This is a genomic window from Emticicia sp. TH156, from assembly GCF_002855535.1.
Taxonomy (GTDB): domain Bacteria; phylum Bacteroidota; class Bacteroidia; order Cytophagales; family Spirosomataceae; genus Emticicia; species Emticicia fluvialis.
In genome coordinates this window covers 559,690-586,067 of the sequence record NZ_PKRS01000001.1, presented here as the reverse complement: position 1 = coordinate 586,067, position 26,378 = coordinate 559,690, and the positions used below count along the sequence as shown (strand labels likewise).

Annotated in this window: 22 protein-coding genes; 2 read left to right on the top strand and 20 right to left on the bottom strand. The window is 43.2% G+C overall.

The window, feature by feature from the left end:
- The first annotated feature begins 14 nt into the window (after window positions 1–14).
- Window positions 15–917 (top strand): DUF4249 domain-containing protein, encoded by a 903-nt coding sequence (locus C0V77_RS02545; RefSeq protein ID WP_101725033.1) that lies wholly within the window; start codon window positions 15–17, stop codon window positions 915–917.
- 142 nt (window positions 918–1,059) lie between these two features.
- Here C0V77_RS02545 and C0V77_RS02540 read toward each other — a convergent pair whose 3' ends face one another.
- The 11 genes from C0V77_RS02540 to C0V77_RS02490 form a co-directional block, all read right to left on the bottom strand.
- Window positions 1,060–1,623: an LUD domain-containing protein gene (locus C0V77_RS02540; RefSeq protein WP_101724729.1), complete on the bottom strand. Its 564-nt coding sequence runs from the start codon at window positions 1,621–1,623 to the stop codon at window positions 1,060–1,062.
- A 5-nt stretch (window positions 1,624–1,628) separates the two neighbouring features.
- Entirely contained in the window at window positions 1,629–3,014 is a 1,386-nt protein-coding gene (locus tag C0V77_RS02535; RefSeq protein ID WP_101724728.1) for a lactate utilization protein B, read from the bottom strand.
- Entirely contained in the window at window positions 3,011–3,751 is a 741-nt protein-coding gene (locus C0V77_RS02530) for a (Fe-S)-binding protein (RefSeq protein ID WP_101724727.1), read from the bottom strand. The genes C0V77_RS02535 and C0V77_RS02530 overlap by 4 nt, the downstream gene beginning before the upstream one ends.
- Before the next feature lie 20 nt (window positions 3,752–3,771).
- Complete coding sequence (locus C0V77_RS02525; protein WP_101724726.1) at window positions 3,772–4,638, bottom strand: DUF1080 domain-containing protein; 867 nt, start codon at window positions 4,636–4,638, stop codon at window positions 3,772–3,774.
- 115 nt (window positions 4,639–4,753) lie between these two features.
- Window positions 4,754–6,034: a TIM barrel protein gene (locus tag C0V77_RS02520; RefSeq protein ID WP_101724725.1), complete on the bottom strand. Its 1,281-nt coding sequence runs from the start codon at window positions 6,032–6,034 to the stop codon at window positions 4,754–4,756.
- Window positions 6,035–6,061: 27 nt separating this feature from the next.
- Complete coding sequence (locus C0V77_RS02515) at window positions 6,062–7,072, bottom strand: GntR family transcriptional regulator (RefSeq protein WP_101724724.1); 1,011 nt, start codon at window positions 7,070–7,072, stop codon at window positions 6,062–6,064.
- A 48-nt stretch (window positions 7,073–7,120) separates the two neighbouring features.
- Window positions 7,121–9,202: a bifunctional aldolase/short-chain dehydrogenase gene (locus tag C0V77_RS02510; RefSeq protein ID WP_101724723.1), complete on the bottom strand. Its 2,082-nt coding sequence runs from the start codon at window positions 9,200–9,202 to the stop codon at window positions 7,121–7,123.
- Window positions 9,203–9,418: 216 nt separating this feature from the next.
- On the bottom strand, window positions 9,419–9,889 hold the full coding sequence (locus C0V77_RS02505) for a LytTR family DNA-binding domain-containing protein (protein WP_101724722.1): 471 nt from the start codon (window positions 9,887–9,889) through the stop codon (window positions 9,419–9,421).
- A 341-nt stretch (window positions 9,890–10,230) separates the two neighbouring features.
- Window positions 10,231–10,983, bottom strand: coding sequence for a LytTR family DNA-binding domain-containing protein (locus C0V77_RS02500; RefSeq protein WP_101724721.1), 753 nt, complete (start codon window positions 10,981–10,983; stop codon window positions 10,231–10,233).
- A gap of 152 nt (window positions 10,984–11,135) precedes the next feature.
- The gene (locus C0V77_RS02495; RefSeq protein WP_101724720.1) at window positions 11,136–12,314 is read right to left on the bottom strand and encodes a sensor histidine kinase; all 1,179 of its coding nucleotides are present in this window, start codon (window positions 12,312–12,314) and stop codon (window positions 11,136–11,138) included.
- A gap of 208 nt (window positions 12,315–12,522) precedes the next feature.
- Window positions 12,523–14,286 (bottom strand): phospho-sugar mutase, encoded by a 1,764-nt coding sequence (locus C0V77_RS02490; RefSeq protein ID WP_101724719.1) that lies wholly within the window; start codon window positions 14,284–14,286, stop codon window positions 12,523–12,525.
- A 280-nt stretch (window positions 14,287–14,566) separates the two neighbouring features.
- Between C0V77_RS02490 and C0V77_RS02485 the strand changes: the two genes are divergently transcribed.
- Entirely contained in the window at window positions 14,567–17,518 is a 2,952-nt protein-coding gene (locus tag C0V77_RS02485) for a prolyl oligopeptidase family serine peptidase (protein WP_101724718.1), read from the top strand.
- A gap of 77 nt (window positions 17,519–17,595) precedes the next feature.
- Here C0V77_RS02485 and C0V77_RS02480 read toward each other — a convergent pair whose 3' ends face one another.
- The 9 genes from C0V77_RS02480 to trpD all read right to left on the bottom strand — a co-directional run bounded on the left by C0V77_RS02480 (window position 17,596) and on the right by trpD (window position 26,378).
- The gene (locus C0V77_RS02480) at window positions 17,596–18,309 is read right to left on the bottom strand and encodes an SIMPL domain-containing protein (protein WP_101724717.1); all 714 of its coding nucleotides are present in this window, start codon (window positions 18,307–18,309) and stop codon (window positions 17,596–17,598) included.
- Between the two features lie 114 nt (window positions 18,310–18,423).
- Window positions 18,424–19,752 carry a dihydroorotase gene (locus tag C0V77_RS02475; protein ID WP_101724716.1) on the bottom strand — a complete coding sequence of 443 codons (1,329 nt, stop codon included), beginning with the start codon at window positions 19,750–19,752 and terminating at the stop codon, window positions 18,424–18,426.
- A gap of 146 nt (window positions 19,753–19,898) precedes the next feature.
- Window positions 19,899–21,167, bottom strand: coding sequence for an aspartyl protease family protein (locus C0V77_RS02470; RefSeq protein ID WP_101724715.1), 1,269 nt, complete (start codon window positions 21,165–21,167; stop codon window positions 19,899–19,901).
- Between the two features lie 151 nt (window positions 21,168–21,318).
- A complete protein-coding gene (gene trpA / locus C0V77_RS02465) occupies window positions 21,319–22,095 on the bottom strand; it encodes a tryptophan synthase subunit alpha (protein WP_101724714.1) in 777 nt (258 codons plus the stop codon).
- Between the two features lie 82 nt (window positions 22,096–22,177).
- Window positions 22,178–22,513, bottom strand: a complete 336-nt coding sequence (locus C0V77_RS02460; RefSeq protein ID WP_390890877.1) for a Dabb family protein — start codon at window positions 22,511–22,513, stop codon at window positions 22,178–22,180.
- A gap of 92 nt (window positions 22,514–22,605) precedes the next feature.
- Entirely contained in the window at window positions 22,606–23,814 is a 1,209-nt protein-coding gene (gene trpB, locus C0V77_RS02455; RefSeq protein ID WP_409012770.1) for a tryptophan synthase subunit beta, read from the bottom strand.
- 29 nt (window positions 23,815–23,843) lie between these two features.
- On the bottom strand, window positions 23,844–24,482 hold the full coding sequence (locus C0V77_RS02450) for a phosphoribosylanthranilate isomerase (RefSeq protein WP_101725031.1): 639 nt from the start codon (window positions 24,480–24,482) through the stop codon (window positions 23,844–23,846).
- 104 nt (window positions 24,483–24,586) lie between these two features.
- Window positions 24,587–25,375, bottom strand: a complete 789-nt coding sequence (trpC, locus tag C0V77_RS02445) for an indole-3-glycerol phosphate synthase TrpC (RefSeq protein WP_101724712.1) — start codon at window positions 25,373–25,375, stop codon at window positions 24,587–24,589.
- 16 nt (window positions 25,376–25,391) lie between these two features.
- Window positions 25,392–26,378 carry an anthranilate phosphoribosyltransferase gene (trpD, locus tag C0V77_RS02440; RefSeq protein ID WP_101724711.1) on the bottom strand — a complete coding sequence of 329 codons (987 nt, stop codon included), beginning with the start codon at window positions 26,376–26,378 and terminating at the stop codon, window positions 25,392–25,394.

Genomic DNA, 26,378 nt, shown 5'->3' with positions numbered 1-26,378 from the left:
AAATGAAAAAACCAATGAAGAAGATATTTGTAATTGTTTCTTTTGCCTTTGCATCGTTCTCGCTTTTTTCTTGCGAAGACGTAGTAAATCTTGAAGTACAGGAAGGCGTATCGCAGCTGGCAGTTGATGCCCTGGTTACTAATAAAGCCAGTATGCAGACCATAAAACTGACGTTGTCGCAGGCATATTTTGATAACTCACCAGTAAAGCCTGCACTTGGGGCAACGGTAATTGTTTATGACCAGGATAGTGTTGCCCATGAGTTTATTGACATAAAAAACAATGGTAATTATGTTTACGATGCTTCACAAAAACCCCTGAATAAAATTGGCAAGCAATATGCGTTATATATTAAATATCAGGGAGAAGAATACGTTTCGTTATCTAAACTGAACCGTGTGCCTAAAATAGATTCGATAAACTATAAGGTAGAGCGTCTCCCGATTAAACCTGACAACGGCCCGCAGGATGGGTTTCAGCCTCAGTTTTATGCCAAAGATTTTGACGGCGAAGGGGATTGCTATTGGATAAAATCGGCTAAAAACCATAAGTACTTTTCTAAGTCTACACAAATTAGTGTGTCGTACGATGGTGGCTTTAGCCCTGGTTCCAAAACGGACGGATTGCTGTTTATTTTACCAGTGCGGCAGTCGTTGGGGGGGGAGTTGTATTCTGATAAAGACACTCTGACGGTTGATATTTATTCAATTACTCAGGAGCAGTTTTATTATCTGCAGACTGTTCAGCAGGTTTCGTCTAACGGTGGGCTTTTTGCTACGCCATTATCTAATCTGCCAACCAATATTATTAACTATCGTTCAAACTCATCAAAAAAGGCAGTGGGTTTCTTTGGTATATCGGCGGTAAGTTCGGCTCAAGCAATAATTGATAAAACCAAAGCTAAACCGAAAGATTAATGGTTTATACGATACTGGGGGGATGTCAGTCTGCCTAACAAAACTATTGTTAGAATAACGGGTGGGTTGTCTAAAATAAATGATACTAAAAGAGAGAGACTCGCCAAAAGTCTCTCTCTTATCATATCTAAAATATTCGGCTTTAATATAAAATTACCATCATACTTCTGGCGCCGTGCGCACCAATCACCAACGCCTGCTCAATATCAGCCGTTTTAGAAGGGCCTGCAATAAAAGCCCCATACCTGCCAATAGAGTTTAGTTTTTTGTAGGCCTCATGCATATTAGCCACTACGTTTTGCTTATTAAGCACAAGCACCAGATGCTGGGTAATGAATGGCAAGGCCCGGTTAATCATATTCACCTCAGGCACCCAGATGGCCCCGTTTTCTGCCACGCCAACTTCGCCTTCGATAACAGCCAGGTCAACACGCTCCAAAACCTCTTTAGGGGTATTGGTATCAATCGTTACAGAGCTGCTTACAAGCCTTGAAGCCACGTTTTTAAGGTCTGAATAATGCGTATTTATTATCTCCTGGCAGTCTGTCTGATGGCCTGCTTCTATGGCAAGGCCGCCAATGCCTGCCAAAACAGTTTTAAAGCGCTCTATGCTTCCATCGGCCTCAAAGGCAGGTATTACCGGGGCATCCGTAAACGCTGGCTTGTTGGCTTTTACACTGGCTAAAATTTTATCTCGGCTACTCATGGTCTTTACTTCTTGTTTTTGCTATACCACTCCTTAAAGCTATGTTTGGGGGCTTCTGGCAGCTCGCGTGCCTTAGCCCAGGGGTTAAGGCTTTCGGCGTGTGTCAGCCCATGTGGCAATACACGCAAAGCGCCTCTGGCCAGCTTACCGCCCAGGTCATAAACCTTTGGCATGGCCAGCATTTTTGCCAGGCCTTTCATTCCCCATTTTTTAGCAGCGGGCAGCTCATTTTCTTTAGCCACTACCTGGCGCCATTTATACAACTGCACGTGGATGTCTATCTTCACAGGGCACACATCAGAACAAGAGCCGCAAAGCGTGCTGGCAAAAGGCAGGGTGCTGTATTTATGTAGGTCAATATTCGGTGATAAAATGGCTCCGATTGGCCCCGGCACAGTAAAGTCATAACTATGTCCTCCACTACGACGGTAAACCGGGCAGGTGTTCATGCAGGCACCACAGCGGATACATTTCAGGGAGTTACGGAAATCAGCGCGACCTAATTGCTGGGTACGGCCGTTGTCTACTATTACAATGTGCATCTCTTTGCCCTCCGGCGGCGCCGTAAAATGCGATGTATAGGTGGTAACTGGCTGGCCGGTGGCACTGCGCGCCAGTAAACGGGTAAATACCGATAGATGCTCTACTTTAGGAATCAGTTTTTCCATACCCATACAGGCAATATGTACTTTAGCAAGATTTACACCTAAATCGGCATTGCCTTCGTTTGTACAAACAACCACGCTGCCGGTTTCGGCAATAGCAAAGTTAACACCAGTAAGGGCAATATCTGCCTCCACAAATTTCTGGCGTAGGTGCTGGCGGGCAGCTTCTGTCAATGCCTGTGGGTCTTTTTCACCTTTGGGGGTTCCCAAATGTTCGTGGAAAGTCTCACCTACATCTTCTTTCTTCAGGTGTATAGCAGGCATAACTATATGGCTGGGAGGCTCATTTCTAAACTGCACAATGCGTTCGCCCAGGTCAGTATCTACTACCTCAATTCCATTTTTTTGCAGGAAAGGATTCAAGTGGCATTCTTCCGTAAGCATCGACTTACTTTTTACCATCTTTACCGGGCCTGTCTTTTCTTTTACTGCGGGCGCATTCTTTATGATGCCAAGCACGATTTCGTTATGTTCATGGGCATCGGCTGCCCAATGTACATGCACACCATTTTTGAGTGCGTTTTCTTCAAACTCAACCAGATATTTATCCAGATTCCCCAGTGTATGGTCTTTGATTTGCGACGCCAGTTGTCGTAACTCCTGAAATTCAGGAATAGGATAGACCGCCTTGTCTCTTTTCTGACGCACAAACCAGAGGGTCTCGTCATGCCAGGAGGTTCTATTAAAATCTTTATTGAATTTTTCAGCTAATGCAGGGTGGTTCATGGTTGGCTTCCGTTCAGTATTTCCGCAATATGCATTACTTTTATGGGTATTTGCTGGCGTTTCACTATGCCTTCCAGATGCATCAGGCAAGACATATCTCCACCGGTCAGTACCTGCGTTCCGTGTCGTACGTGGTCAGCAATTCTGTCGTGTCCCATACGGGCTGACACGGCCTCTTCCGACACACAGAAAGCACCCCCGAAACCACAGCATTCGTCGTTACGTTCCAGTTGGGTAATTTCAATACCACGTAGTTTCTTAAGCAGGGTAAGAATTTGTCCGTCCCGGTTTCCGGTAATTTCAGAAGCATTGGCTTGCCGTAAACCTCTTTGGCCGTGGCAACTGAGGTGCAAACCAACCTTATGCGGAAAATCAACCGGTATTTCGTCTACTTTCAATATGTTTTCCAGAAAATCTACCAGTTCAAATACACTTTTTCTTACTTTCTGTACCGAGTTAGTCTGGTCTATAATGTCATAATGTTTCCTTACATGATACGTGCAACTGCCTGAGGGCGTAACTACGTAGTCGTAGTCTGCAAAGGTGTTTACAAAATGATGATAAACTTCTTTAGAGTCCTGCTCGCATCCACTATTGGCCATGGGTTGGCCACAACAGGTTTGCTGCATAGGGTAATGCACATTTACGCCCAGTTTTTCTAATAATTGCAGAGTATTGATACCTACATTCGGATAGAACTGGTCGACATAACACGGAATAAAAAGGGCTACTTTCATTGCTTCCTCACTGATGCACCTTATTTCTTGCGTTTTTTCTTATATACACAAGATTTGTTATCAGACTTTACATAATAAGATTTATAATTGCTGGCCTTGGGGTCTGTACAACCACAAAGATTTAGTATTTCTACCTTGCGGAAGTCAACCGGGTGGCTCTCGCTTTGTAGAGATATGGTGCCTTCTGCCAGTGGTTTGCCTTCCACCAGAAGGCCCGGGTTATGGCCACTCACATTGCCGCCGCCTGTTTGGGTTTTGGTATATTCCAACACCTGCTCTCCGTTGATAAAATGACGAATCAACGAATCGCCCAGTACCAGAACTTCTGCACGTACCCATTGGTCGCCATCATAAGTTTTCGAAGTGGAGTTGATGCAATGGCGTTTATCGAGTTTATCCTGATAAAAAACATTGGTGCCCGGTGTGCAAAGGTTACAAGTGGTGCGGTTGCCTTTCCCTAATCCGCCTAATAACTGAACTTCAATAGAAATCGGGAAGTCCTGGTCTTTGCCCATGGTTTCAGGAGCCTGCCCATGTATCATAATACCACTGTTACGGGTTGCCCAGCCAGGGCCGTCTTTTGCCTGGTCGCCAACGAAACGATACTCAACACCTATTCTGTAATAAGCGTATTTGTCTTTATAAAAGATATGGCCAAACTTCTCGGCAAAAGAATCGTAGCCGTCATAACGAACCTTCAAAAGCCCGTCTTCCACTCTGAATGTTTTGGCAAAGTTGTCATCCAGGTCGTAGTTACGGATTTTTATATGCCAGCCGTCAAGGTTTTTTCCGTTAAAGAGTTGCTTCCATTCTTTGGGGTCAATTTGCTGAGCTGAAGCCGCAAAAGAAAACAAACAAAGTAAAGTTAATGTCAGGATTTTTTTCATTCTAAATAGTCGGGTGCAATTAATGAATAATGATACCATGCAAAATAACACCAAGTTTTGTAAAGAAAGACAAGACTTGGTGAGTATTTTCTATTAAAATGTTAAATGAGAAATTTTACAAACCGGTAGCTACGCTGAATTTGCCTCTTTTTGAGATTAGACCTTCGCGAATCTTACCATTTCTGAAAGCGCCAACCGGGTCGAGCGCACCACCCAACTGGCGGCTTGCTTCAGAAACCAAAGCCCTTACATCTGTAAAGAAGGTATCTCTCAGTATTTCTTCTGCATGTAGCACATCATTGTTTTCCTGGGCGTCTGCCAGTGCCTCTCTGTCTACCAGCAAGGCTTTGGCATAAGTAGCCAGAATGGCATTGACTGATTGCAGAAGGTCTTCAATGGGGTCTTTGGTATTATGGCTGGCATCAATCATCCAGGCCAGGGGTGGGTTTTTTACGGCTTCATCCTGCATACCATCTACCAGTTCGTTGAAAATCAGGAAGAACTGATACGGCTTAATGCTGCCGGTGGTAAGGTCGTCATCGCCATACATGGACCCATTGAAATGAAAACCACCTAAACGGCCAAAATGCATCAATCGGCCTACAATCTGCTCAATATTTGTGTTGGGTAGATGATGACCTAAATCAACCAGTACCTGCGCGTTCTTGCCAATCTGCTGGCAAAGCGAGTAGGAGGTGCCCCAGTCTGGTATAACCATTGAGTAGAAAAACGGCTCATAAGGCTTGTATTCAATCAGCATGGTCCAGTCAGACGGCATAGCTTCATAAATAGTAGCAAGGGAGTCTGCCGTACGTTGGTATGCTTTGCGGAAATGTTGTTGTCCAGGGAAATTTGAACCATCGGCCAGCCAGACCGTAAGTACCTTTGAGTCCAGTTGTTTACCATACTCAATGCAGGCAATGTTATGTTCTATGGCCAGGTTTTGGCTGTCTTTTTTGGTGTGCGACAAAGAACCGAATTTATAAGAATAAGGCTGGTCTTTCTGGTCTTGAAAAGTATTGGAATTAACAGAGTCGATGGTCAGGTGATGCGCCTTTAGTAGTTGTTTGATAGCCTGAGCGTCAGAGGGGATATCCCAGGGTATATGTAATGATATAGAATCTGATGAGCCGTTCAGTTGATGAATAAGCCCAACATCTTCAATTTTTTCTTCCAAATTCCGGGGTTCTCCACCATTCGGAAAGCGCCCGAAGCGCGTTCCGCCTGTACCTAAAGCCCAGCTGGGTATAGCTACCTGAAAAGCCTTGATTTTATCAATTATCTCTTGTGGGTCAATGCCTTTTCTGCTTAGCAGCTCTGAGATGTAGGCCAGTTTAAACTGGTGGTCTGCTGCTAGGGTTTCATTATGTTTTTGAATAATATCTGTAGTAAGCATTTTTTATAGATTTTAGGTTGAATCTGATTAAAGGCTTTGGCGTCTGATAATATAAAACGGATTTTTTACTTTAATCTGTTTTTTATCAAGGAGCAGGGCTGCGGCCGTACGCCCCATGGTTTCAAAATCGGTAGTTATTACGGTTATTTCCAACAACTCTTTCAGTGTGGTATCGTTGAATGAAACTAGGCCGATGTCCTGGCCTAGTTGATAATTGGTCTGCCTGGTTTTCTTGATTAAGTCGGCCAGGTCGGTTTCCTCAACCACCACATAAGCTGTTTTAGGCTTGGGAATTTCGTCTATGGCATTTTCTTTAATGCTGAATTCTTTCCCGGAGTTGATACAGAAGAAACGAAAGCCCTTGACAATTTCTCTGGGGTAATTACCGTCACTCGGGAAAACCAGAACCAGACGCTCATATTTGGCAAGCAAATCGTTGGCAGAATCTAGCGCATCAAAAACATCGTTTTCGAAGTCCTGATACACACTTAATATCGGGTGTGGGTATTCCGGCAGGTCTTTGTCTAAAAATACGAGTTCATCGGCAGGTATTTTTTCAAGGGTTTTTAAAGCCAGCGCTTTGTCGGCCTCCGGAAAGAAATGCGGCATTACCACGTAATAGTTGTATTTGCCCAGGTTCTTTTCTATAATTTCTTCAAAAATGCGGGTGTTGTAATGATGTATCTGCAGGTCAACGGTGGCTTTATTACCTAATGCTCTCAGAAAAGCATAGTAAATCAGTTTTTTGTAGGAGCTCAGCTTGTTGAATATCAGCAGAATACGCATCTTGCTGTGCTCTTTGCCGTTTACATAAAAACCTTTGCCCTGCACGGCTGTTATATAGCCAAGTTCTTTTAGCTCGCGATAGGCTTTTTCTACGGTGTCACGTGCCAGGTAGTATTCTTCACTTAGTTCGCTGATAGAGGGCAACTGCTCATTTTTCTTTAAAACGGTTCGCTCAATATCCGCAATGACCGACCGTACAATCTGTTTGTACTTGGGGGTTTTATCATTGGGGTTGAGTTGTAGTTTATACATTTTTCCGAATAATTTTAAAGCATGCGGGAGCGAACCCCCGCGTTAGTATCATCTCACAAAAGCAACAGCCACCCCACCATCTACATTCAGAATATTTCCGGTCGATTTAGCCAGGCTGCCATCTACAAATACGCGTACGGCTTTGGCTATGTCTTCTGTCAATATCTCTTCGTTCAGAAGCGTGCGTGCTGCATACATTTTAGGCAGGTCTTCTACTTTAATACCATAAGCCTTGGCACGGCCTTCGGCCCAGTCACCTTCCCATATTTTGCTGCCGCGTAGCACGGCATCGGGGTTAACGGTGTTTACACGTATTTTATCTTTGCCCAGTTCTGCAGCCAATAAGCGGCTCATGTGCGCCTGCGCGGCTTTGGCTGTGCCATAACCTACGTTGTTTGGCCCGGCAAATAAGGCATTTTTGCTGGCAATATTAACAATGTCTCCATCTAATGCTTGTTTGCGCATTATCTTCACAGACTCCTGCGATACAAGGAACTGGCCTTTCACCAGCACATCCTGCAATATATTCCAGTCGGCCAATGTATGATCTTCCAACGGCTTAGAGATAGACAAACCGGCGCAGTTAACCACAATGTCTACCCCGCCAAATTGTAATACACCCTGTTTAAGGGCTTCGGCAATAGGTTCTGGCTGCGTAACATCAATTTTAACTGCCAATACCACGTCTTTGCCATACTTTTTGCGCAGTTCGGTTTGAGTTTCTTCCAGCAAATCACGGTCGGCAGCAATAATACAGGCGCCTTCTTTCAGTAGTTCTTCACAAATAGCTTTGCCAATACCCCCGGTACCGCCTGTTACAAAGGCGATTTTGCCAGATAATGATTTTGGCTTGGGCATCCGCTGTAATTTTGCTTCTTCCAGCAGCCAGTATTCAATGTTAAATGCTTCCTGTTCGCTAAGGCCCACGTATTCTGATATCGCCTCGGCGCCTTTCATTACATTTATGGCGTTGGTATAAAATTCAGCAGCTACGCGTGCGGTTTGCTTATCTTTAGCAAAAGAAAACATACCAACCCCCGGATACAAAATTACTACCGGGTTGGTATCTCTTATAGCGGGGCTGTCGGCATGTTTGCAACGTTCATAATAAGCAGTATAGTCGGCTCTATAGGCCTCAAACTGGGCTTCTATTGCCTCTTTTGTAGTGCCGCTTAGTACTAGCGGACGTATTTTGGTACGCAAGAAGTGGTCGGGGCAGCTTGTGCCTTTTTGTGCCAGCCTTTCGAGGTCGTTTGAGTTCACAAATTCTAGCACACGGGCATCGTCAGTAAAATGACCCACCATTCGTCTGTAGCTTGATGCCAGCCCTCTTAGCACTGGCATAATTTCTGCCGCTGCAGTTTTTCTGTCTTCTGCTGCTTTTGACTCTATTTTGGAGCCACCAAATACAGGGCGTTTTTTGCCGTAATTCTGCTCAAGATACACTGACGCCATTTCAATAACCTCAAGCGTGTTCAGGTACGACTCGTAAGACGTGTTACCCCAGGTAAACAAGCCATGCCCACCAAGAATGACACCTCTCAGGTTCGGATTGCTTTTAACTGTTTCTTCAAGCTGAAGGCCTAAATCAAAGCCAGGGCGTTGCCAGGGCAGCCAGGCTATGGTATCGCCCCATATTTCTTTCATAATCTGCTCACCATCTTTGCTGGCTGCAATGGCTATCAGGGCATCGGGGTGCAGGTGGTCTATATGTTTAAATGGCAGTAGGCCGTGCAGAGGGGTATCTATAGAGGGGGCAGCACATTTGGGGTCAAAAAGGCAGTGGTCAAACAAGCCTACCATTTCGTCTTCAAACGCCAGGCCTCTGTAACGTTTTTTCAGCGTGTGCAGGCGGTCTACATACAAATTGGCACAGCCTTTTCTGGTAAGGGTGCCTATGTCTCCGCCCGAACCTTTCACCCACATTACTTCTACGGGCTCACCTGAAAGCGGGTCAGCTTCGGTTATTTTGCATGAAGTGTTGCCACCGGCATAATTGGTCAGGCGTAGGTCGGCTCCGAGCAGGTTTGAACGATAGATGAAGAGGTCAACTTCATTATTGGCTAATTCGGCGGCTTTGTTGTGGTCCCACAGGTAGCTAACATGGTTGAATGTCAGGGTATTTTCCATGCTTTTATTTCAAATTTTGTTGCAGTAAATCTTATAATTTACCGGCAAACTTCGGTAATTTTTTGAAGATATCTTCATGTACTCTCCTGCAAGCCTGTTTTTTAAAGAAAAGTTTTACAACGGGGTTACCTATAGTACAAAAAAATAAGGCGCCAGATTAGCCAGCACCCTATTATCGTAACCCAAAAAGTAAAAAATATTCTTTATGATGTCTCACTATGACATCCTGATAGTCGTCTTTAATTTGATGGTTGAAGAAACATTTTGCCCTGTTGTTCTCAGATATTTCCGGTATTTTCGCCGGAAATCAGCAGCTTTTCTTCTTGAAATAACAATTTTTTCGTCCTGAATCAATACTTCCCCACCACGACAATTAAAGTAAAGGTCTTTAACGTGTTCCAGGTTAATAATGTAGGAACGGTGTAATCTGACAAAGTTGACAATCTCATTCAATTCTTCCTCAAAAATTCGCAGAGTTTTTGAACTTATGATTTCTCTACCATCAGCCAGTTTGAATATCGTATAATTCTTAGCACTTTTCAGATACAAAATATCGCTGAGATTAACCATGTTGCGTTTTCCTGCAACTCTCATGGATAAATTTTCTCCGGCAGTTTGGCTTTCCATCTGTTGGACTACCTTAAACCCTTCAGTATTGAACGGTGTCTTGTAAATCAGCTTACTCATTCTTCACGGAAAGCTTAAAATTAAAAATATAAGGCAATTTAAACCGGGGCTGAAACTGGTACAACAACGATTCGGTAAATGGCAGAAAAGAATAGATAAGTGGCGTGAATGATATTGTGTCTTGTTTTTATACAATTTTGTGTTTTTGGGGGTATCTGGCGACACAAAAAAACAGCTCTGATTAAGATATTTTTATATAAAAGTTGAGGTTTCTCGCAAATTTATATCCACTTAATCAAATACCAAACTCGTAATATCGGTTCAGGCAATTGCTTAGCAAGCCGTTTGGTGGTTTTTCGGATAAAAAAATATAATACAGGGCAGTTTCGGTGTCAGCTTGATTATATATTGCTCAGCCACTCCAGGAACTCAGCCTTACGCCTGCGCGATACCGGCAGTTCGGTTCCCTGATCAGTAGTAATGGTGCCGCCTTCTCCTTTAGTATAACGTTTGATGTAATCGCGGTTAACTAGGAAAGAATGATGGATACGGAAGAAATCATAATTTGCCAGCAAATCTTCAAAATCTTTAATACTTTTTGAGACCGTAATTTTCTGATTATCGTTCAGGTATATATGTGTATAGTCTTCGTCGGCTTCGCAGTAAATAATACTATTAACAGGCACGAACTGGAAGCCATTCAGTATTGGTAAAGGAATTTTATTGGTTTTGTCGCGGGGGTTTCTAAGATTCTGGATCAGATGATTAAAGTTCTGCTGGCTGTTTCTTTTCTCTATCCGTTCTTTTGCTTTGGCTATGGCCTGCTTTAGTTCTTCAATATTAATAGGTTTCAGTAAATAGTCTAAGGCGCTGAATTTAATGGCGGTAACAGCGTAGTGGTCAAACCCGGTTGTAAAAATCACTTCAAACTTGGGATTACTGAATTTTTCAAGCAAATCAAAACCACTGCCATGCGGCATCTCCACATCTAGAAAAACTATATCGGGTGATTTTTCCTGAATAAGCTGATACGCCTCTTGTATTGAGTTGGCAGTACCTATCACTTCAACTTCTGTAGAACAGAAAAGATAAATGATACTGCTCAGGGTTTCAACACTTCGGTTTTCGTCATCAACAATGATAGCCTTATACATAAAAAGATATGTTTTTTAATTTGCTTTCTGCCAGATAAACCAGCAAAGTATGTGGACTCATTCTGAAAGCCACAAAAATAATTAAAGATACTAAGTTTTAAAGCATTGGCTACCGATTACTTATCAGGGCCGTTAAGATAAATTAACCGAATCTAGTGGAATTCAGGGAATTTAATCTCAATAGTCGTGCCAATGTCTACCCCGGGTTCATAGGGGGGCTTCAGACGGTCTTCAACCATAAAATGAATATCGGCATCAGCAATTAAGTTAAAAGTATGCAAACGTTCTTCGGTTATTTTTAGGCCCTGCGATTTATAACCTTTCCTTGATTTCGACTGAATCTGTTTGGCTTTATCACGCCCTACGCCATCATCTTCTATTCTGCAAACCAGGTATTTGCCCTGGTTATAAAAGCTCATATACAGATTACCTTTGCCCTCTTTATACCGAAGCCCATGATTAATAGCGTTTTCAATAAATGGCTGCAGTATCATGGTTGGTATTTCAACAAATCTGTCTATATCAGGCGCCACGTGTAAATGAAACTCAAACTTGTTTTCAAATCGCATCATTTCAATTTCAACATACAGGCTCAAAAGCTTTATTTCATCGGCAAGTGTAATGTACTTACTACGTGACGAGTCGAGGAAAAGCCTGATAAGATTTGCAAATTTCGATAAATAATTGTTGGCCGAGATGGTATCACGATTTAATATGAAGCTTTGCACAGCATTCAGGGCATTAAATACAAAATGCGGGTTCATCTGCAACTGAAGCGTTCTGAGCTCTAACTCAGTTACCTGCCGGTGATGCCGCTGCTCTTCGTCAGACCAGAACTTCAGGAAGCGCTCCCGGCCATAAAAAAGACCAAAAAGTGTAATAAAGCAAACACCCCAGAACCACCAGGAACGCCACCACGGATACTCAATCTTAAATTCTATTACGGCTGGCAGGCTTTCTACCTTGTTGGTGTCAATGGCTTTTACCTCAAAATGATAGGCAGCCGGTTTCAGGCTGTCAACTTTTGCTGAATTACCTTTGGCTATTGACCAATCAGAAGACTTGGGCCCTTCAAAGCTGTCTTCAACAATACGATATTTAAAAATTAACGAATCACGTGCAGGCGTTACAGCAAAAGTAAACTGCAGCACATTGTGGTCGTAATCAACAACATAACTCTTCTTTAACGAAACATCCCTGCCTGCTATTTCAACCCGTGTAATTTTTGCTTTAAAATTATTATTATTTTTCGACGCCCCTGCTTGTTGACTGTAAACTGAATAACTCACAAAAAAACATAAAAAAACTATTTTTAAGGGGAGCTTTAGCATTGTAAAAATAGGTGTTTTGGAACAAAGTAACCTGATGATGTAAAAATACGGCTTATAAAGTTAATCTAAAAACAGGAGCCGTTTTTTGTTAAAAACAATGCAAATGTGGTGCCAGAAGAGCAGTTGCAGCAGATTTATGAAGAAAAAAAGAGGCAATATGCAAAAAAAGTGTGTCTGGCTTTATAGCAAGGCCAGACACACCTATTAACTATACAAGGTTCAGTTCTGTCTGAATTGATTTTACTTTTTCTTTAAGTGCAACCAGGGTGGCATCAAACTCATCTTTTTTCTTAAGATTTGCTCTTACACCAATGTAGAACTTGATTTTCGGTTCAGTACCCGACGGGCGGCAGGTAAACTTGGTGCCGTCAACAGTAAAGAACTGTAATACATTAGACGCCTCAATGCCCAGCTTGCCAGCCGCGATAGCGGTGGTTTCGCCGGTTTTCAGGTCTGTTGATGTAAGGGCTTTGTAGTCGTCCATCCGTATAACCTTTGAGCCCGCAATGCTCTTAGGTGGGTTGGTTCTGAAATCAACCATCATTTGCTGAATTTCTTCAGCACCGGTTTTACCTTTTTTGGTAAGAGAAATCAGTCCTTCATAATAGAAACCGTTTTTCTGATACATTTCAGCCAGGAAGTCGAACAAGCTAATGCCCTGGTCTTTGGCAAATGCTGTCAGCTCGGCAATCATCGCGCAACTGGCTATGGCATCTTTGTCGCGTACTTTGTCGCCAATCAGGTAGCCGTAGCTTTCTTCACCACCACCAATGAAGGTCTGCTCACCTTCCAGCTCACGTATAACCTGTGCAATATATTTAAAACCAGTAAGGGTATTGTAGCAGTTTACACCTGCTTTAGCTGCCATTTCGTCTATCAAATCAGTAGTAACAATGGTTTTGGCAACAAACTCTTTACCGGTTAATTTTTTAGCTTTTTTCCAGGCCTTCAGCAAATAATAAATAATTAAGCTGGCTGCCTGATTACCGTTTAACAGTTGCCATTCGCCTTTCGGGTCTTTCACGGCCATGCCAACGCGGTCGGCGTCAGGGTCGGTTGCAATTACAAGGTCGGCATTCAACGCTTTTGCTTTTTGCAGCGCCAGGTTCATGGCTTCATGCTCTTCGGGGTTCGGATACACCACCGTCGGAAAGTTCCCGTCTGGGGTAGCCTGCTCTTCAACAATGTTAACGTTCGTGAAACCCAGTTGAGCCAGCGCTTTAGGTACCATAGTGATACCTGTACCGTGGATAGAAGAGAAAACGATGTTCAGGTCTGACTGGCGCTTAATCATGCGCGGATTCACGCAGATGCTTTTTACGGCTTTCAGATAGGCTTTGTCAACCGCTTCGCCAATCATTTTTATACGTTTCTTTACACCTTTAAATTTGATGTCTTTTATGTTGGTAATGGCGTTTACTTCGGCTACAATGTTTTTATCATGCGGCGACACCACCTGCGAGCCATCAACCCAGTACACTTTATAACCGTTGTATTCTCTTGGGTTATGTGAGGCCGTAATTACAATGCCACTCTGGCAACCCAGATGCCGTACCGTAAACGATAACTGTGGCGTAGGGCGTAATTCTTTATATAAATAAACCGTAATACCGTTGGCAGACAGAATATCGGCAGCCACACGCGCAAACTCAGGCGAGAAGTTGCGGCTGTCATGCGCAATAGCCACTTTTATTTCCTGATCCGGAAAAGTCTTGTTAAGATAATTAGCCAATCCCTGCGTGGCAGCTCCAACAGTGTATTTGTTCATGCGGTTAGAGCCAACACCAATTTCACCGCGCATTCCACCTGTTCCAAACTCCAGATTCTTGTAAAAAGAGTCGGTCAGTTGGTTTGCGTTGTTGTCGTCAATAAGTTTCTGAATTGCAGTTTTGGTTTCTTCATCATACCTGCCTTTAAGCCAGGTATTGATATTCTTCTCAGCTGTTGTATCTAATGTAAGATTTTTTAGCATGACTAGTCCGGATGATTTTAAATGTAAAAGTTTTGGGCAAATTAAAACAAGATTTTTATGTTTTTCAAAAATGATTCAGTTTTTGCCAATAATTATTTAAATGTAAATAAAAAAAGGCATAAAAGCCTGTTTTTATGGCACTTTAGCAGGAAAACAGAGCTACTTGAAATGCTCAATGAAAGTTGAAATCCATCTATAATAACGGTTAAACTACCGGTTTTTCTGATTCTCAATTCTTTTATCTATTTTTAGCAAAATCTTCATACATACCATAAAAACAATGAAAAAGTACTTTATCTTTAGCTTGTTGCTATGCTCATTGGTTGGGCTGGCTCAAGACAAACCTAAACCACCACTTACCTGGAAAGACGTAGGCTCATGGAAAGCTATCCCTGCATTTGGAGGGACCCAATTATCGCCTGATGGCAGCTGGTTTGCCTATGTGTTGAACCCCAACGAGGGCGATGCCGAACTGGTAGTCAGAAAAACGGGCGACACCACTAAAATCAAGTACCCGCTTGGGGCAGGTACCTTTTTTAACATGAGTTTCTCTGACGACTCAAAATGGCTTGCCTTTAAGGTGTACCCAAAAGACAAAGACAAAAAAGCTGCAGCCAAGGCTCCGGCAGCCAAGCCTTTACCTGATAAAGTATTCCTGATAAATCTGGCCAGTAAGAAGAAAACAGAGTTTGACAGAGTACGTAGTTTTGACTTTAATGGTGAGCAGTCGTCAGTACTGGCTTTGCATCTGACGCCCGCCACGCCTCCGGGCCCTCCGGGTGCTGATGCCGCCAAAGGGTCAGATTTGTTGCTTTATGACCTGGTTTCCGGCAAAACCCAGAACATCGGTAATATTGCCGATTACGCATTTAATAAAAAAGGAGACTGGCTGGCGCTGACAGTAGATGCCGCTGAAAAAGCAGGCAATGGCCTTTGGCTACGCAATATGACCAGCAACGTAGTAATGATTCTTGACAATGACAAGGCCAGCTATAAATCGCTGAGCTGGACAGAGAAAGGAGACGGGCTGGCACTTCTGAAAGGCATAAAAGATGAAAAATATAAAAACGACCTGTACAGCGTATTAGGCGTGAAAAACTTTAGCGGAGTGCCTGAACTGGTAATTTACGAGCCTAAAAAAGATACGGTGGCTTTTCCGAAAGGTATGACTATCAGTGGTAACAGAACGCCGTATTGGTCGGAAGATCTGGGCAGATTATACTTTGGTATTGCCAAAACCGAGCCCGCCAAGAAAGAAACGCCTAAAGCCGAAAATAAAAAAGACACGCTAAAAAAAGAGAGTGATGCTGAAAAACTGGCTAAAATAAAAGCCGATACAAGCATTAAGACCATTGAAGATTTGGCCAAGGCCATCAGCAAAGTAAAAGCAGATACTACCAGAAAAGTTGCCGCTGCACCTGCTGATGCCAATAAAGAAAAGCCTGATATGACCATCTGGCACTGGCAGGATAAACGCTTGCAGTCTCGCCAGCAGGTGCTTGAGAATCAGGATAAAAACTTCAACTTTATTGCCAATTATGATATAGCCGCCAAAAAGTTTTTAAGACTGACCGACAGCAGCCTTAAGAGCCTGAATGTGGCGCCCAAGCAATTGTATGGTATAGGAAGTGACATTACAAACTACGAATTAGACAACAATCTGGACGGGCAGAATTATGCTGATATATATGTGGTAGATCTGAGCAGCGGTAAGCGCATAAAGGTGATAGAAAAACACTATATACCCAACTTTTATGCCAGCCCGATAGCATCGCCCGATGGTAAAAAGTTCTTGTACTGGAAAGACGGCAGCTGGATGGTTTATAATATGGAATCCCAGGCTTCTCTCAATATATCAAGCAAGGCAGGCACTTCTTTTGTAGATGTTGAAGACGACCATAACGTACGGAAACCGCCTTATGATGTTTTTGGCTGGACTAACGACAGCCGCTTTGTACTCGTGGGTGATGGTTGGGATATCTGGAAATTATCTGTCGATGGCTCAGCAACTCCACAAAATCTGACCAAAAATGGTAAAGCAGAGCAGATTCGTTATCAGAACCGATATGTACTTGACCCTGAAGAAAAAGGTATTGATCTTGCAAAAACGCAGTACATCAGAACATACGGAGAATGGACCAAGAAAAGCGGATTTGCTGCGCTTGAAAACGGACAATTAAAAACCCTTTTGTGGGAAGATACCTCTTTAGGTAGCCTGACCAAAGCAAAAAAAGCAAACGCTTATGTGTTTACACGCCAGACCTTCAAGGCCTCGCCTGAATACTACCTTTCTACCTCGGCTGGTTTAGAAAATCCACAACAGGTTAGCCAGAACACCCCATTGCTAAACAATTATGCGTGGTCTCCTTCCGTAAAGCTGATTGATTACAAAAGCGATAAGGGCGATAAACTGCAAGGCGCGTTATTCTTACCGGCAGGCTATGAAGCAGGTAAAAAATACCCGACCATTATTTATTATTACGAAAAGTTATCTCAAACCCTTAACAGCTTTGCTAATCCGTCATATCCGGGTGGGGGCTGGAACCCAAGTGTATATACTTCAAACGGCTATGCTGTATTTATTCCGGATATTGTTTATAAACTAAACGACCCTGGTATGTCGGCCGTATGGTGTGTGTTACCTGGTGTAAAAGCAGCTATCAAAACCGGAATAATCGATGAAACCAAAATGGGTATTCACGGGCATAGCTGGGGCGGTTACCAAACCAGTTTCTTAATTACCCAGACCAATATGTTCAAAGCCGCTGCCGCAGGAGCGCCTTTGACGGATATGATTTCGATGTATAACCTGATTTATAAAAACTCAGGTTCTTCTAACGGCGCTATTTTTGAGGCCTCACAAGGCCGCTTGCTACCACCCTGGGAAAACTGGGAGGCCTACAACCGCAACTCGCCATTGTATCATGTAAAGAAAGTAAATACGCCATTGTTGTTATTACATAACGATGCCGACGGAGCCGTTGACTTTACACAGGGTATTGAATATTACAACGCGTTGCGTCGTTTGAAAAAACCTGTGGTATTGATACAATACAAAGGCGAAAACCACGGATTGGCTAAGTTACCTAACCGCAAAGACTACGCTGTGCGTATGATGGAGTTCTTCGACTACCACCTGAAAGGTAAACCTGCCCCGGATTGGTTAGAAAAAGGTATCGACCGCCTAAGGTTGGACGATCACCTTGAAAAGCGAGCCATGAGCGAGGAATAAGAGAAATGAGTTAAACGCAAAAGCCTGTTTTAAGCATTTACTGACTTAAAACAGGCTTTTTTATATTACGGAGTTTCTCACTTTATCCTAAAAGCCGCCTTCATTTTATAGCTGAGCTTTATTTTCTGATACTCAATGCTGCTGTCTTCCATCGGTGAGGCTTCATCGGCTTTCATCATGCGTACATTAGCCATCATAGGTTGAGGCGCATAATACTGGTCGTCCAGTTCTTGAATGGTCAGCACATCGCCAACTTTTTCATTGATAGATTCCAGCAGATAGGTAGCCTTTTCTTTAGCAGCCTGTAAGGCTTTGATTTTTATCTCTTTTCTGTATTCTTTAATCTTCGAGTGGTCAACATGGTCAATGGACACATACTCAATGCCTCGGTCATCAACTCCATCCAGAATCACATCAGACTTGTACAGGTTAGTCAGTTTCAGAATATATCTTTTACCTTCCAGAAAATACAGTGGCTTTTTCTTTCCAGTCCAGTTTCTATAACCCGATACCTCACCAATAGTCAGGTTCTCTTTAGGAATACCTGCCTTGGTTATGGATGCTATCAGTTGTTTTTCCAGCACATCAATGGTCACCTTGTTTTTCTGATTTTTCTCGTCTTTAAAATACTCTTTTAAAGAGATAGCGAAATAAATTTCGTCGGGCGTAATTTCCATTTCAGACGAACCCGTCACTTCAATTTTCTTAACCGGTTCTTTGTCGGTTCTGTCTTGTGCGTTTGCGGTAAGAGCCAGGCCTGAAATCAGGAAAGCAAAAAATAATCGTTTCATAGTCTGCGATTTTTATGTTGAGAATTAAAACGTTGTGTCTGGCAAGCATAACGCTCAAACCTGTACGATTGTTACAAACTTCTCTTCATACAACTGTTAATCATTCGTTAATACCTATCTGGTAAATTTCATTCTTTGTCCTTTTATGTGTTCATTAAACTGGCCGTTGGCAAATACAATATTGCCCGAAACTATGGTATGCGTTACTTTTGATTGAAATTCGGTGCCTTCAAACGGCGACCAGCCACATTTACTATACAAGCTGTTTTTGTCTACCAGTGTAGTCGCATTCAAATCAATCAGTGTTAAATCTGCCCAATAGCCTTCTCTGATATATCCCCGCCGCTCTATCTGGAAACAGTCGGCCACTGCGTGCGACATTTTCTCTACGATACGCTCCAAAGAAATTTTTCCTTGTTTATAAAACTCAAGCATAACATTAAGCGAGTGCTGTATCAGCGGTAAGCCAGACGGAGCCTGCCAGTACGATTGCTGTTTCTCGTCCCAGGTATGAGGGGCGTGGTCGGTTGCTATTACATCAAAGTGGTCGTCAAGCAATGCCTGTAACAGCTTGTCTTTGTGCCCATGTTTAATGGCAGGATTACATTTTATCTGGTTGCCCAGTTGTTTATAATCTTCGGCGTCAAACCAAAGATGGTGTACACATACTTCAGAGGTAATGTGTTTGCCGGCTATAGGACCTTTCTCAAATAGTGGTATTTCTTCGCTGCTTGAAATATGCAGAATGTGCAACCTGGTTTTGTGTTTTTTAGCCAATTCTACTGCCATTGATGAAGATTTAAAGCAAGCCTCTTCGTTTCTGATAATAGCATGGGCATCATACGGCGGGTTGTCGCCATATAAGGTTTTATATTTTTCAAGGTTTGCTTTTACGGTGGCTTCGTCTTCGCAATGGGTAGCAATTAAGGCCGGAAAGTTAGCAAACACTTTTGATAACACGTGTTCATCATCTACCAGCATATTACCGGTTGAGCTACCCATAAAAATCTTCAGCCCGCATACGTTCTGAATATCCGTACGCATTACCTCATCATAATTATCGTTCGATGTGCCCATATAAAATGAGTAATTAGCCAGCGAGGTTTCGGCTGCTATCTGGTATTTATCGGCCAGCAGGTCCTGGGTAAGGGCATTCGGCACGGTATTAGGCATTTCCATAAAGCTGGTAGTGCCGCCTGCAACTGCGGCTTTTGCCTCAGTGTATATGTTCGCTTTATGGGTAAGCCCGGGTTCACGAAAATGCACCTGGTCGTCAATTACGCCCGGAAGCAGGTATTTACCTGTTGCATCAATAATACGGTTGGCTTTATGGCCCGATAAGTCGCTGCCTATCTGTTCAATAATACCGTCTTTAATGAACACATCGCGTGGTTCAATCTTTCCTTCATTTACCAGCAGGGCATTTAGTATAAGAATAGTCATTTGTGCTAAGTGTAAAGTTTGGCACGAAATTAATAAAAATTAGATGTGCCTGATTGAAATAATTAAAGATAAAGGCGTTACCGCTATAAAGAAAAAGGGATAATTGATTTGCAATTACCCCCGTGTAATATGGTTATAAGTTCAGGTTAGATCATTCTTTTAAGTTTGAAACTGGTAAATTTGAGTTCCCCTTTCCGCCTGATAAACAATTCAACATCTTTGCCCTCCTTGCGCGACAAAATCTTGTAAATCTCACTGATAGCCAGGTTTTTAACATTCTGATTGTTGACAAAAATCAGTTCGTCGCCTTCTCTCAGCCCGGCTTCATAAGCCGGCGACTGCTCAAGAACCCTGCTGATGTAGTATTCATTGAAGTGGTCGCCTCTGGCACGCACATCAAGGCCGCTCATGTCATGCTCAAAACTTTCTTTCATCCGGTTTTTAATTGGCTTCATAATCATGTAGCCGTCTCTGTAGTTAAGCGTTACTGTAAAGCGTCTTAACAGCTCGCAACCAATGCTTCCTTGCCTGCCTTCGTTAGAAGGGGGGAATTTCATACTGAATGAAAGACTGTCGGGGAAAGAAGCCAGTATATCCTGCATTTCCAGGGTGCCCATACGTATCTTATCAACCCGGCCTATGTGGCCATTAATTTCTCCGTTTAGCCCGCGGCCCAGATTGGCACGCATTACTTTTTGAGGCAGTTGTATGGGCTCTTTTTCGCTGGCGCTTAGCAGTAAGGCATGCCCGGCACCTGTATCTATAACCAGGCGCATAGGTATCTCTTTATTGTTGCTTACCATGGCAATGGCATCAGTGTATGGCTTTGACTGCGTGAGTACTATAGGGTAGATGGTACCTAAAGACTTTTTGTATCTGAACTTGTTAGGGTCGGTCAGGTAGAGCATCTTTTCTTCAAAATTGATGGTTACCACAAAATTGCTGAAAATATCGTGCCCGAAAATACCATGTATAGGTACACCCAGAAACTCAGAGAGCTTAAGTACGTCTTCGTCCAGCACAACAATGTTTTGCTGAGACGCTACGATATCGCCAATCTGAATGCGGTGGCCAACTGATACACTGGCCGATAAATCTCCGCCTTCGCCTGCACCGGTTAGTTTTACACGTCTTATATACTTCAGGTCAAGAGATTTGGCACGCTGGGGGTCTGTAATGATGGTAGACGTAACACCTGTGTCTAATATAAAACGCAGGGTGTCAGAATCATCGAGGGTAGCTTTTAAAACTATGAGATTCGCGTGCAGGTCAAACGGAAACCGGGCAAATTTTTGATTCTTTCCTTTAAAATGATACCCGTATCGGGTATCTTTCTTCCTGTCTTTTTGAGCAAAAGCCAATGGGCTTGTTATCAATAAGAGGGCTATGATGCAGAGCTTGTACAACTTTTCCATAGCTATAGCCTTTCTGTAAATCTGTTTCGGTATTAAAATTCTAAGGAAATTTAGAATAATTCTGATAAAAAACAAAAGTTTTTCAAAAAGAGTTTTAAGTTTTAGCCCATTTTTCAGAAAAATTAAAGCCTTATTCTAAATTTCCTTATTATTAACCCGCTTTAACAGATTGCACATACTTTACCACATCGCGGCGGATGTCGGAAGAAGCCTGAAGTACACGTATAAACTGGCTGCCGATAATAGCGCCGGCAGCATATTCTGAGGCTTTTGTAAAGGTTTCGTGGTCTTTTATACCGAACCCAATTAAGCGTGGGTTTTTCAGGTTCATGGCATTTACCCGGTTAAAGTACTCTTCCATTACTTCTGAAATACCAGATGTTTTACCAGTTACGCTGGCGCTGCTAACCATGTAAATAAACCCGTCTGATATTTCATCGATACGGCGTATACGGGCTTCGGTGGTTTGTGGCGTAATCAGGAAAATGTTTAACAGGCCGTATTTGTCAAATACAGGTTTATACTCTTCATAATACTCTTCAGTGGGCAGGTCTGGCAGAATCAGACCATCAACACCAACCTCCTGGCACTTACGGCAGAAGTTTTCTATACCAAATTGTAAAACCGGATTGATATAGCCCATCAGGATAACGGGTATCTGTACCTTCTGGCGCATGTTTTGCAGTTGCTCAAAAAGCACTTTCAGGCTCATGCCATTATCCAGTGCAATCTGGTTCGACTGCTGAATGGTTTCGCCGTCAGCCACAGGGTCTGAGTAGGGCATGCCAATTTCAGCCAGGTCGGCTCCGGCTTCCTGCAATGCTTCCAGAATAGGCAGGGTATCGTTTAATGTCGGGTAGCCGGCCGTAAAATAGAGATTCAATACACTATTAAGCTTAGTTTGAAAAAGCCTGGTTATGCGATTCATATCAATGTCTGGGAAAAAATAAAGCGAAGAAGAAAATGCAGGCGAATGCTTACAAACCAGTCATTCGCCCGGAAGCGGTAAATTATTTGGCAGCCCAGTAATCAAGCACCAGTACTTTGTCTAAATGGGGTCCCAGTACGCCTACAAATGCCTTATGAGCAGGATGAGGCAGGTACACTTCACGGTCTTTTTCTGTTTTGAAACTTACAAAAAACAGGTGTGTGAAACCCTGATTCAGATTTTCTGGGCTGTTGTTGGTTCCCCACTCGAAATCCGCAATTTCTTTAATCTGTTTGGGTAGCGCTCTGAAAGCATCTTCTACTTTTTTGATGTCTTCAGGACTGCTCGAATCTTTGAATTTGAATAAAACAGCGTGGCGAAGTAGTTTCGCAGGCTCTTTTTTTTGTGCATTTGCCATGTAACTGAATGATAGTAAAGCGATTGCTAATAGAAGGGTTCTCATTGTTATTTTGAATTTTGATTGGCTGATGTTACTACAGGGCGGCTGGTTTACAGATATTTCATGTAAGTAGCCAGGTCTTTGTCTCCACGGCCCGATAGATTTATAACTACGGTTTCATCTGAACCTGCTTTCAGGTATTGTAAAGCTGCCAGTGCATGAGCTGACTCAATAGCCGGTATGATCCCTTCCAGCTTGGTTAATTCAAAACCTGCCTGTATAGATTCATCATCAGTGATAGCAAAGAACTTAGCCCGCCCGGACTCCCACAAATGTGCATGCAAGGGGCCTATACCGGGATAATCAAGCCCTGCAGAAATACTGTGGGGTTCTACCACCTGCCCGTCTTCAGTTTGCATCAGAATACTCTTGCTGCCATGCAAAACCCCCGGTTTACCCAGAAAAGTGGTGGCGGCAGATAAGCCTGAATAAATGCCGTGTCCGCCGGCCTCGGCTGCAATTAACTGCACCTCCGGCTCGTCAAGAAAATGATAGAAAGCCCCGGCGGCATTTGAGCCTCCACCCACACAGGCAATTACGTAGTCTGGGTTTTCTTTCCCGGTTTGTTCCAGTAATTGTGAACGCATTTCTTCAGAAATAACCGACTGGAAACGAGCAACCATATCAGGGTAAGGGTGTGGGCCAACCACACTACCTATAATGTAGTGCGTATCAACCGGATTATTAATCCAGTGCCTCAGTGCTTCGTTGGTTGCATCTTTCAGGGTTTTAGACCCGCTGGTGGCAGGGCGAACTTCCGCACCTAGCATTTTCATACGGGCCACGTTGGGCGCCTGCCGCTGAATGTCGATTTCACCCATGTAAACAATACATTCAAGCCCCATTAATGCACAAACGGTAGCAGTAGCTACGCCGTGCTGGCCGGCGCCGGTTTCGGCTACAATTTTATTTTTCCCCAGGCGTTTGGCCAGCAATATCTGCCCTATGGTATTGTTTACCTTGTGTGCGCCTGTATGGCACAGGTCTTCTCGTTTCAGATAGATATTGGTATTGTATTTTTCTGAAAGACGATTGGCCAAATATAAAGGTGTAGGGCGGCCTACATAGTTTTTCAACAGACCATGAAACTCTTCCTGAAAATCAGGGCGGTAGATAATTTCCAGGTAATTCTGTTGTAGCTCTTCTACATTCGGGAAGAGCATTTCAGGAATATAGGCGCCTCCAAACTGGCCATAGTAGCCCTTTTCGTTCACACCAAATGCTGTTTCCTTCTCTTTAGGTTGTTCAATATTTGTCATACTCTTATTTGTCTATCGTAAAGATACATTCATACTTGTAATCCTTTCTTTTCCCGCAATTTTGCAAATAATTCACCTATTTTCTCAATATCTTTCACAGCGGGTTCTGTTTCAAATTTACTGTTAATATCAATGGCATAGGGCTTTGGTGTAATCTGGTCTAAATCATTGAGGTTTTCAAGGCTGATACCCCCGGCCAGAAAATAGGGTTTTTCGTTGTTGTATTTCTTCAGAATGCTCCAGTCGAAAGTAACACCGTTTCCGCCATAACTGTCTCCTTTGGCATCAAACAGAAAAAAATCAACGTGGGGCTTGTAATTGTTTAGCTGCGTAAAAATAAAGGACTCATCTAAACGGAATGCCTTAATGATATTGACGCCCTTTGTGCGCAGGCTCTTACAAAAGTCAGGCGTTTCGTTACCATGCAACTGCGCATAGTTTAACCCGTACTTTCTGACATTCTGCAAAATGTAGTCAACTGATGCGTTAACAAAAACACCAACTTTCTTTATTTCTCTTGGTATTAATTGTGCAGCATCAACATCCAGTTGACTTCCGGCAAATCTGGGTGACTTATCGTACAGGATAAAGCCGATGAAATCAGGTTTCAGTTCTACAAGCGCTTTGATATTTCCGGCATCGCGCATGCCACATACTTTCAGTTTCATAAAGATATTTCCATGCCCTAAAGGAAAATTAATTTTACTCATACTCAGGACAAAAGCATGAACTCAGTAAAACCTGTAAAAGATGTCAAAATTAACACATTTTATTAGATTTCAGCAATAAAATCAGCGAGTTTTGCTCCCGGATTTTCATCCTTCATGAAGGTTTCACCAATCAGAAATCCCTTGAATCCGGCCGACCGTAGCAAACGGATTGTATCCGGCTGGCTAATACAACTTTCTGAAATTTTCACAATTCCGTCTGGTATTTTATCTGTCAGCCCCAAAGAAGCGTTTACATTGTTTTCAGCAAAGTTTTTCAGGTTTCGGTTATTAACTCCTATAATATCAACGTTGCCAAGCGGGCTTCTGTTCAGTTCTTCTTCATCGTGTATTTCCAGCAATACTTCCAGCCCCAGTTCATGTGCCGTAGCGCTCAGCAATTGAATCTGTTCAGGGCTCAGGCAGGCAGCAATCAGCAGAATTACGTCTGCTCCCCAGGCCTTGGCTTCGTATAACTGGTAGGTATCTATCATAAAATCCTTTCTTAGAATAGAGGTAGACAGATTAGCCTCTCGTGCCTGTAATAAATCTTCTTTTGCACCACCAAAAAAGTCGGCGTCGGTAAGTACTGACAGTCCCGCGGCTCCGGCCGCTGCGTAGCCCTGCGTAACAAAAGCAACCGAAAGCTGGTCGTTAATAATGCCTTTGGAAGGAGATTTTCGTTTATGCTCGGCAATAATGCCAGATGAGCCATCGGCCAGAAGTGCGGCTTTTAAAGAATTGGTTTTACGAGAGAATAAAGTCTCTTTGCTTAATGCTTCTATTGAAATACGGGCTTTGGCTTCTGCTACCTCAATGGCTTTGCGTGCAACTATTTTGTCTAAGATGGTCATCTTGTGGTTTTGTTGGTTAGTCTTCTATTAGTTTTCGTAGGGCGTTCAAGGCTTTTTTACTGGCCAGCGACTCTTTGGCCTGCTCTATCCCTTCGGCAATAGATATTCCTCTGGCTACACTCAAAGCCACCCCGGCATTGGCAAGCACCACATTGGTTTGTGCCGTGGTACCCTTGTTTTCAAGAATATTGATGAGAATACCGGCTGATTCTTCCAGTGTATTACCACCATGCAAAGCAGATTGCTCGGTCAGGTCAAAACTGAAATGGGTAGGAGAATACACCACCACCCCATGCCTGGTGCCAATGTTGAAATCGTTCGTGAAAGAAATCTCATCATATCCCCCCAGGTCATAAATAATACCAAACCGGGCTGCTGAACGGTTAAACAATTGCGTATATAGGTCAAATACTTTCATGTCATATACACCCGTCAGCTGCTTTTGTACTTTGGCGGGGTTTAGCAATGGCCCCAGCATATTGAAGAAGGTTTTCAGGCCTAACTCTTTACGGATGGGCGCTACGTATTTCATAGCCGGATGGAACAACGGTGCGTGCATATAGCAGATACCTGCGGTTTCCAGCTTGCGTTTCAGGAAACTTTCGTCGTTAGTAAATTTTACCCCCAGATATTCCAGCACGGTGCTTGAACCAACGGCCGATGAAACTCCATGATTTCCATGTTTGGCAATGGGCTGCCCTGCCCCGGCTACTACAAAAGCCGAGGTAGTAGAAATATTGAAAGTGTCTTTTCCGTCACCGCCGGTGCCGCAAACATCCATCGGGTCAAAGTCTGTCAGGTCAATGGGTACAGCCAGTTCCAGCATGGCTTGCTGAAAGCCTTCCAGTTCTTCTACGGTCACCCCACGCATCTGGATACCCATCAGAAAAGCGGCAATTTGCGACTGATTGCTTTCGCCGCGACCGATTCTCAATAGTGCTTCTTTAGCTTCTTCGCTTGAAAGTGTATGGTTTTGAAGCAAAACCTGTAAATATTGTTTCAT

Coding starts and splice junctions, on each gene's coding strand:
- C0V77_RS02545 (WP_101725033.1), top strand. CDS start 15: ATGAAGAAGATATTTGTAATTGTTTCTTTTGCCTTTGCATCGTTCTCG.
- C0V77_RS02540 (WP_101724729.1), bottom strand. CDS start 1,623: ATGAGTAGCCGAGATAAAATTTTAGCCAGTGTAAAAGCCAACAAGCCA.
- C0V77_RS02535 (WP_101724728.1), bottom strand. CDS start 3,014: ATGAACCACCCTGCATTAGCTGAAAAATTCAATAAAGATTTTAATAGA.
- C0V77_RS02530 (WP_101724727.1), bottom strand. CDS start 3,751: ATGAAAGTAGCCCTTTTTATTCCGTGTTATGTCGACCAGTTCTATCCG.
- C0V77_RS02525 (WP_101724726.1), bottom strand. CDS start 4,638: ATGAAAAAAATCCTGACATTAACTTTACTTTGTTTGTTTTCTTTTGCG.
- C0V77_RS02520 (WP_101724725.1), bottom strand. CDS start 6,034: ATGCTTACTACAGATATTATTCAAAAACATAATGAAACCCTAGCAGCA.
- C0V77_RS02515 (WP_101724724.1), bottom strand. CDS start 7,072: ATGTATAAACTACAACTCAACCCCAATGATAAAACCCCCAAGTACAAA.
- C0V77_RS02510 (WP_101724723.1), bottom strand. CDS start 9,202: ATGGAAAATACCCTGACATTCAACCATGTTAGCTACCTGTGGGACCAC.
- C0V77_RS02505 (WP_101724722.1), bottom strand. CDS start 9,889: ATGAGTAAGCTGATTTACAAGACACCGTTCAATACTGAAGGGTTTAAG.
- C0V77_RS02500 (WP_101724721.1), bottom strand. CDS start 10,983: ATGTATAAGGCTATCATTGTTGATGACGAAAACCGAAGTGTTGAAACC.
- C0V77_RS02495 (WP_101724720.1), bottom strand. CDS start 12,314: ATGCTAAAGCTCCCCTTAAAAATAGTTTTTTTATGTTTTTTTGTGAGT.
- C0V77_RS02490 (WP_101724719.1), bottom strand. CDS start 14,286: ATGCTAAAAAATCTTACATTAGATACAACAGCTGAGAAGAATATCAAT.
- C0V77_RS02485 (WP_101724718.1), top strand. CDS start 14,567: ATGAAAAAGTACTTTATCTTTAGCTTGTTGCTATGCTCATTGGTTGGG.
- C0V77_RS02480 (WP_101724717.1), bottom strand. CDS start 18,309: ATGAAACGATTATTTTTTGCTTTCCTGATTTCAGGCCTGGCTCTTACC.
- C0V77_RS02475 (WP_101724716.1), bottom strand. CDS start 19,752: ATGACTATTCTTATACTAAATGCCCTGCTGGTAAATGAAGGAAAGATT.
- C0V77_RS02470 (WP_101724715.1), bottom strand. CDS start 21,167: ATGGAAAAGTTGTACAAGCTCTGCATCATAGCCCTCTTATTGATAACA.
- trpA (WP_101724714.1), bottom strand. CDS start 22,095: ATGAATCGCATAACCAGGCTTTTTCAAACTAAGCTTAATAGTGTATTG.
- C0V77_RS02460 (WP_390890877.1), bottom strand. CDS start 22,513: ATGGCAAATGCACAAAAAAAAGAGCCTGCGAAACTACTTCGCCACGCT.
- trpB (WP_409012770.1), bottom strand. CDS start 23,814: ATGACAAATATTGAACAACCTAAAGAGAAGGAAACAGCATTTGGTGTG.
- C0V77_RS02450 (WP_101725031.1), bottom strand. CDS start 24,482: ATGAAACTGAAAGTATGTGGCATGCGCGATGCCGGAAATATCAAAGCG.
- trpC (WP_101724712.1), bottom strand. CDS start 25,375: ATGACCATCTTAGACAAAATAGTTGCACGCAAAGCCATTGAGGTAGCA.
- trpD (WP_101724711.1), bottom strand. CDS start 26,378: ATGAAACAATATTTACAGGTTTTGCTTCAAAACCATACACTTTCAAGC.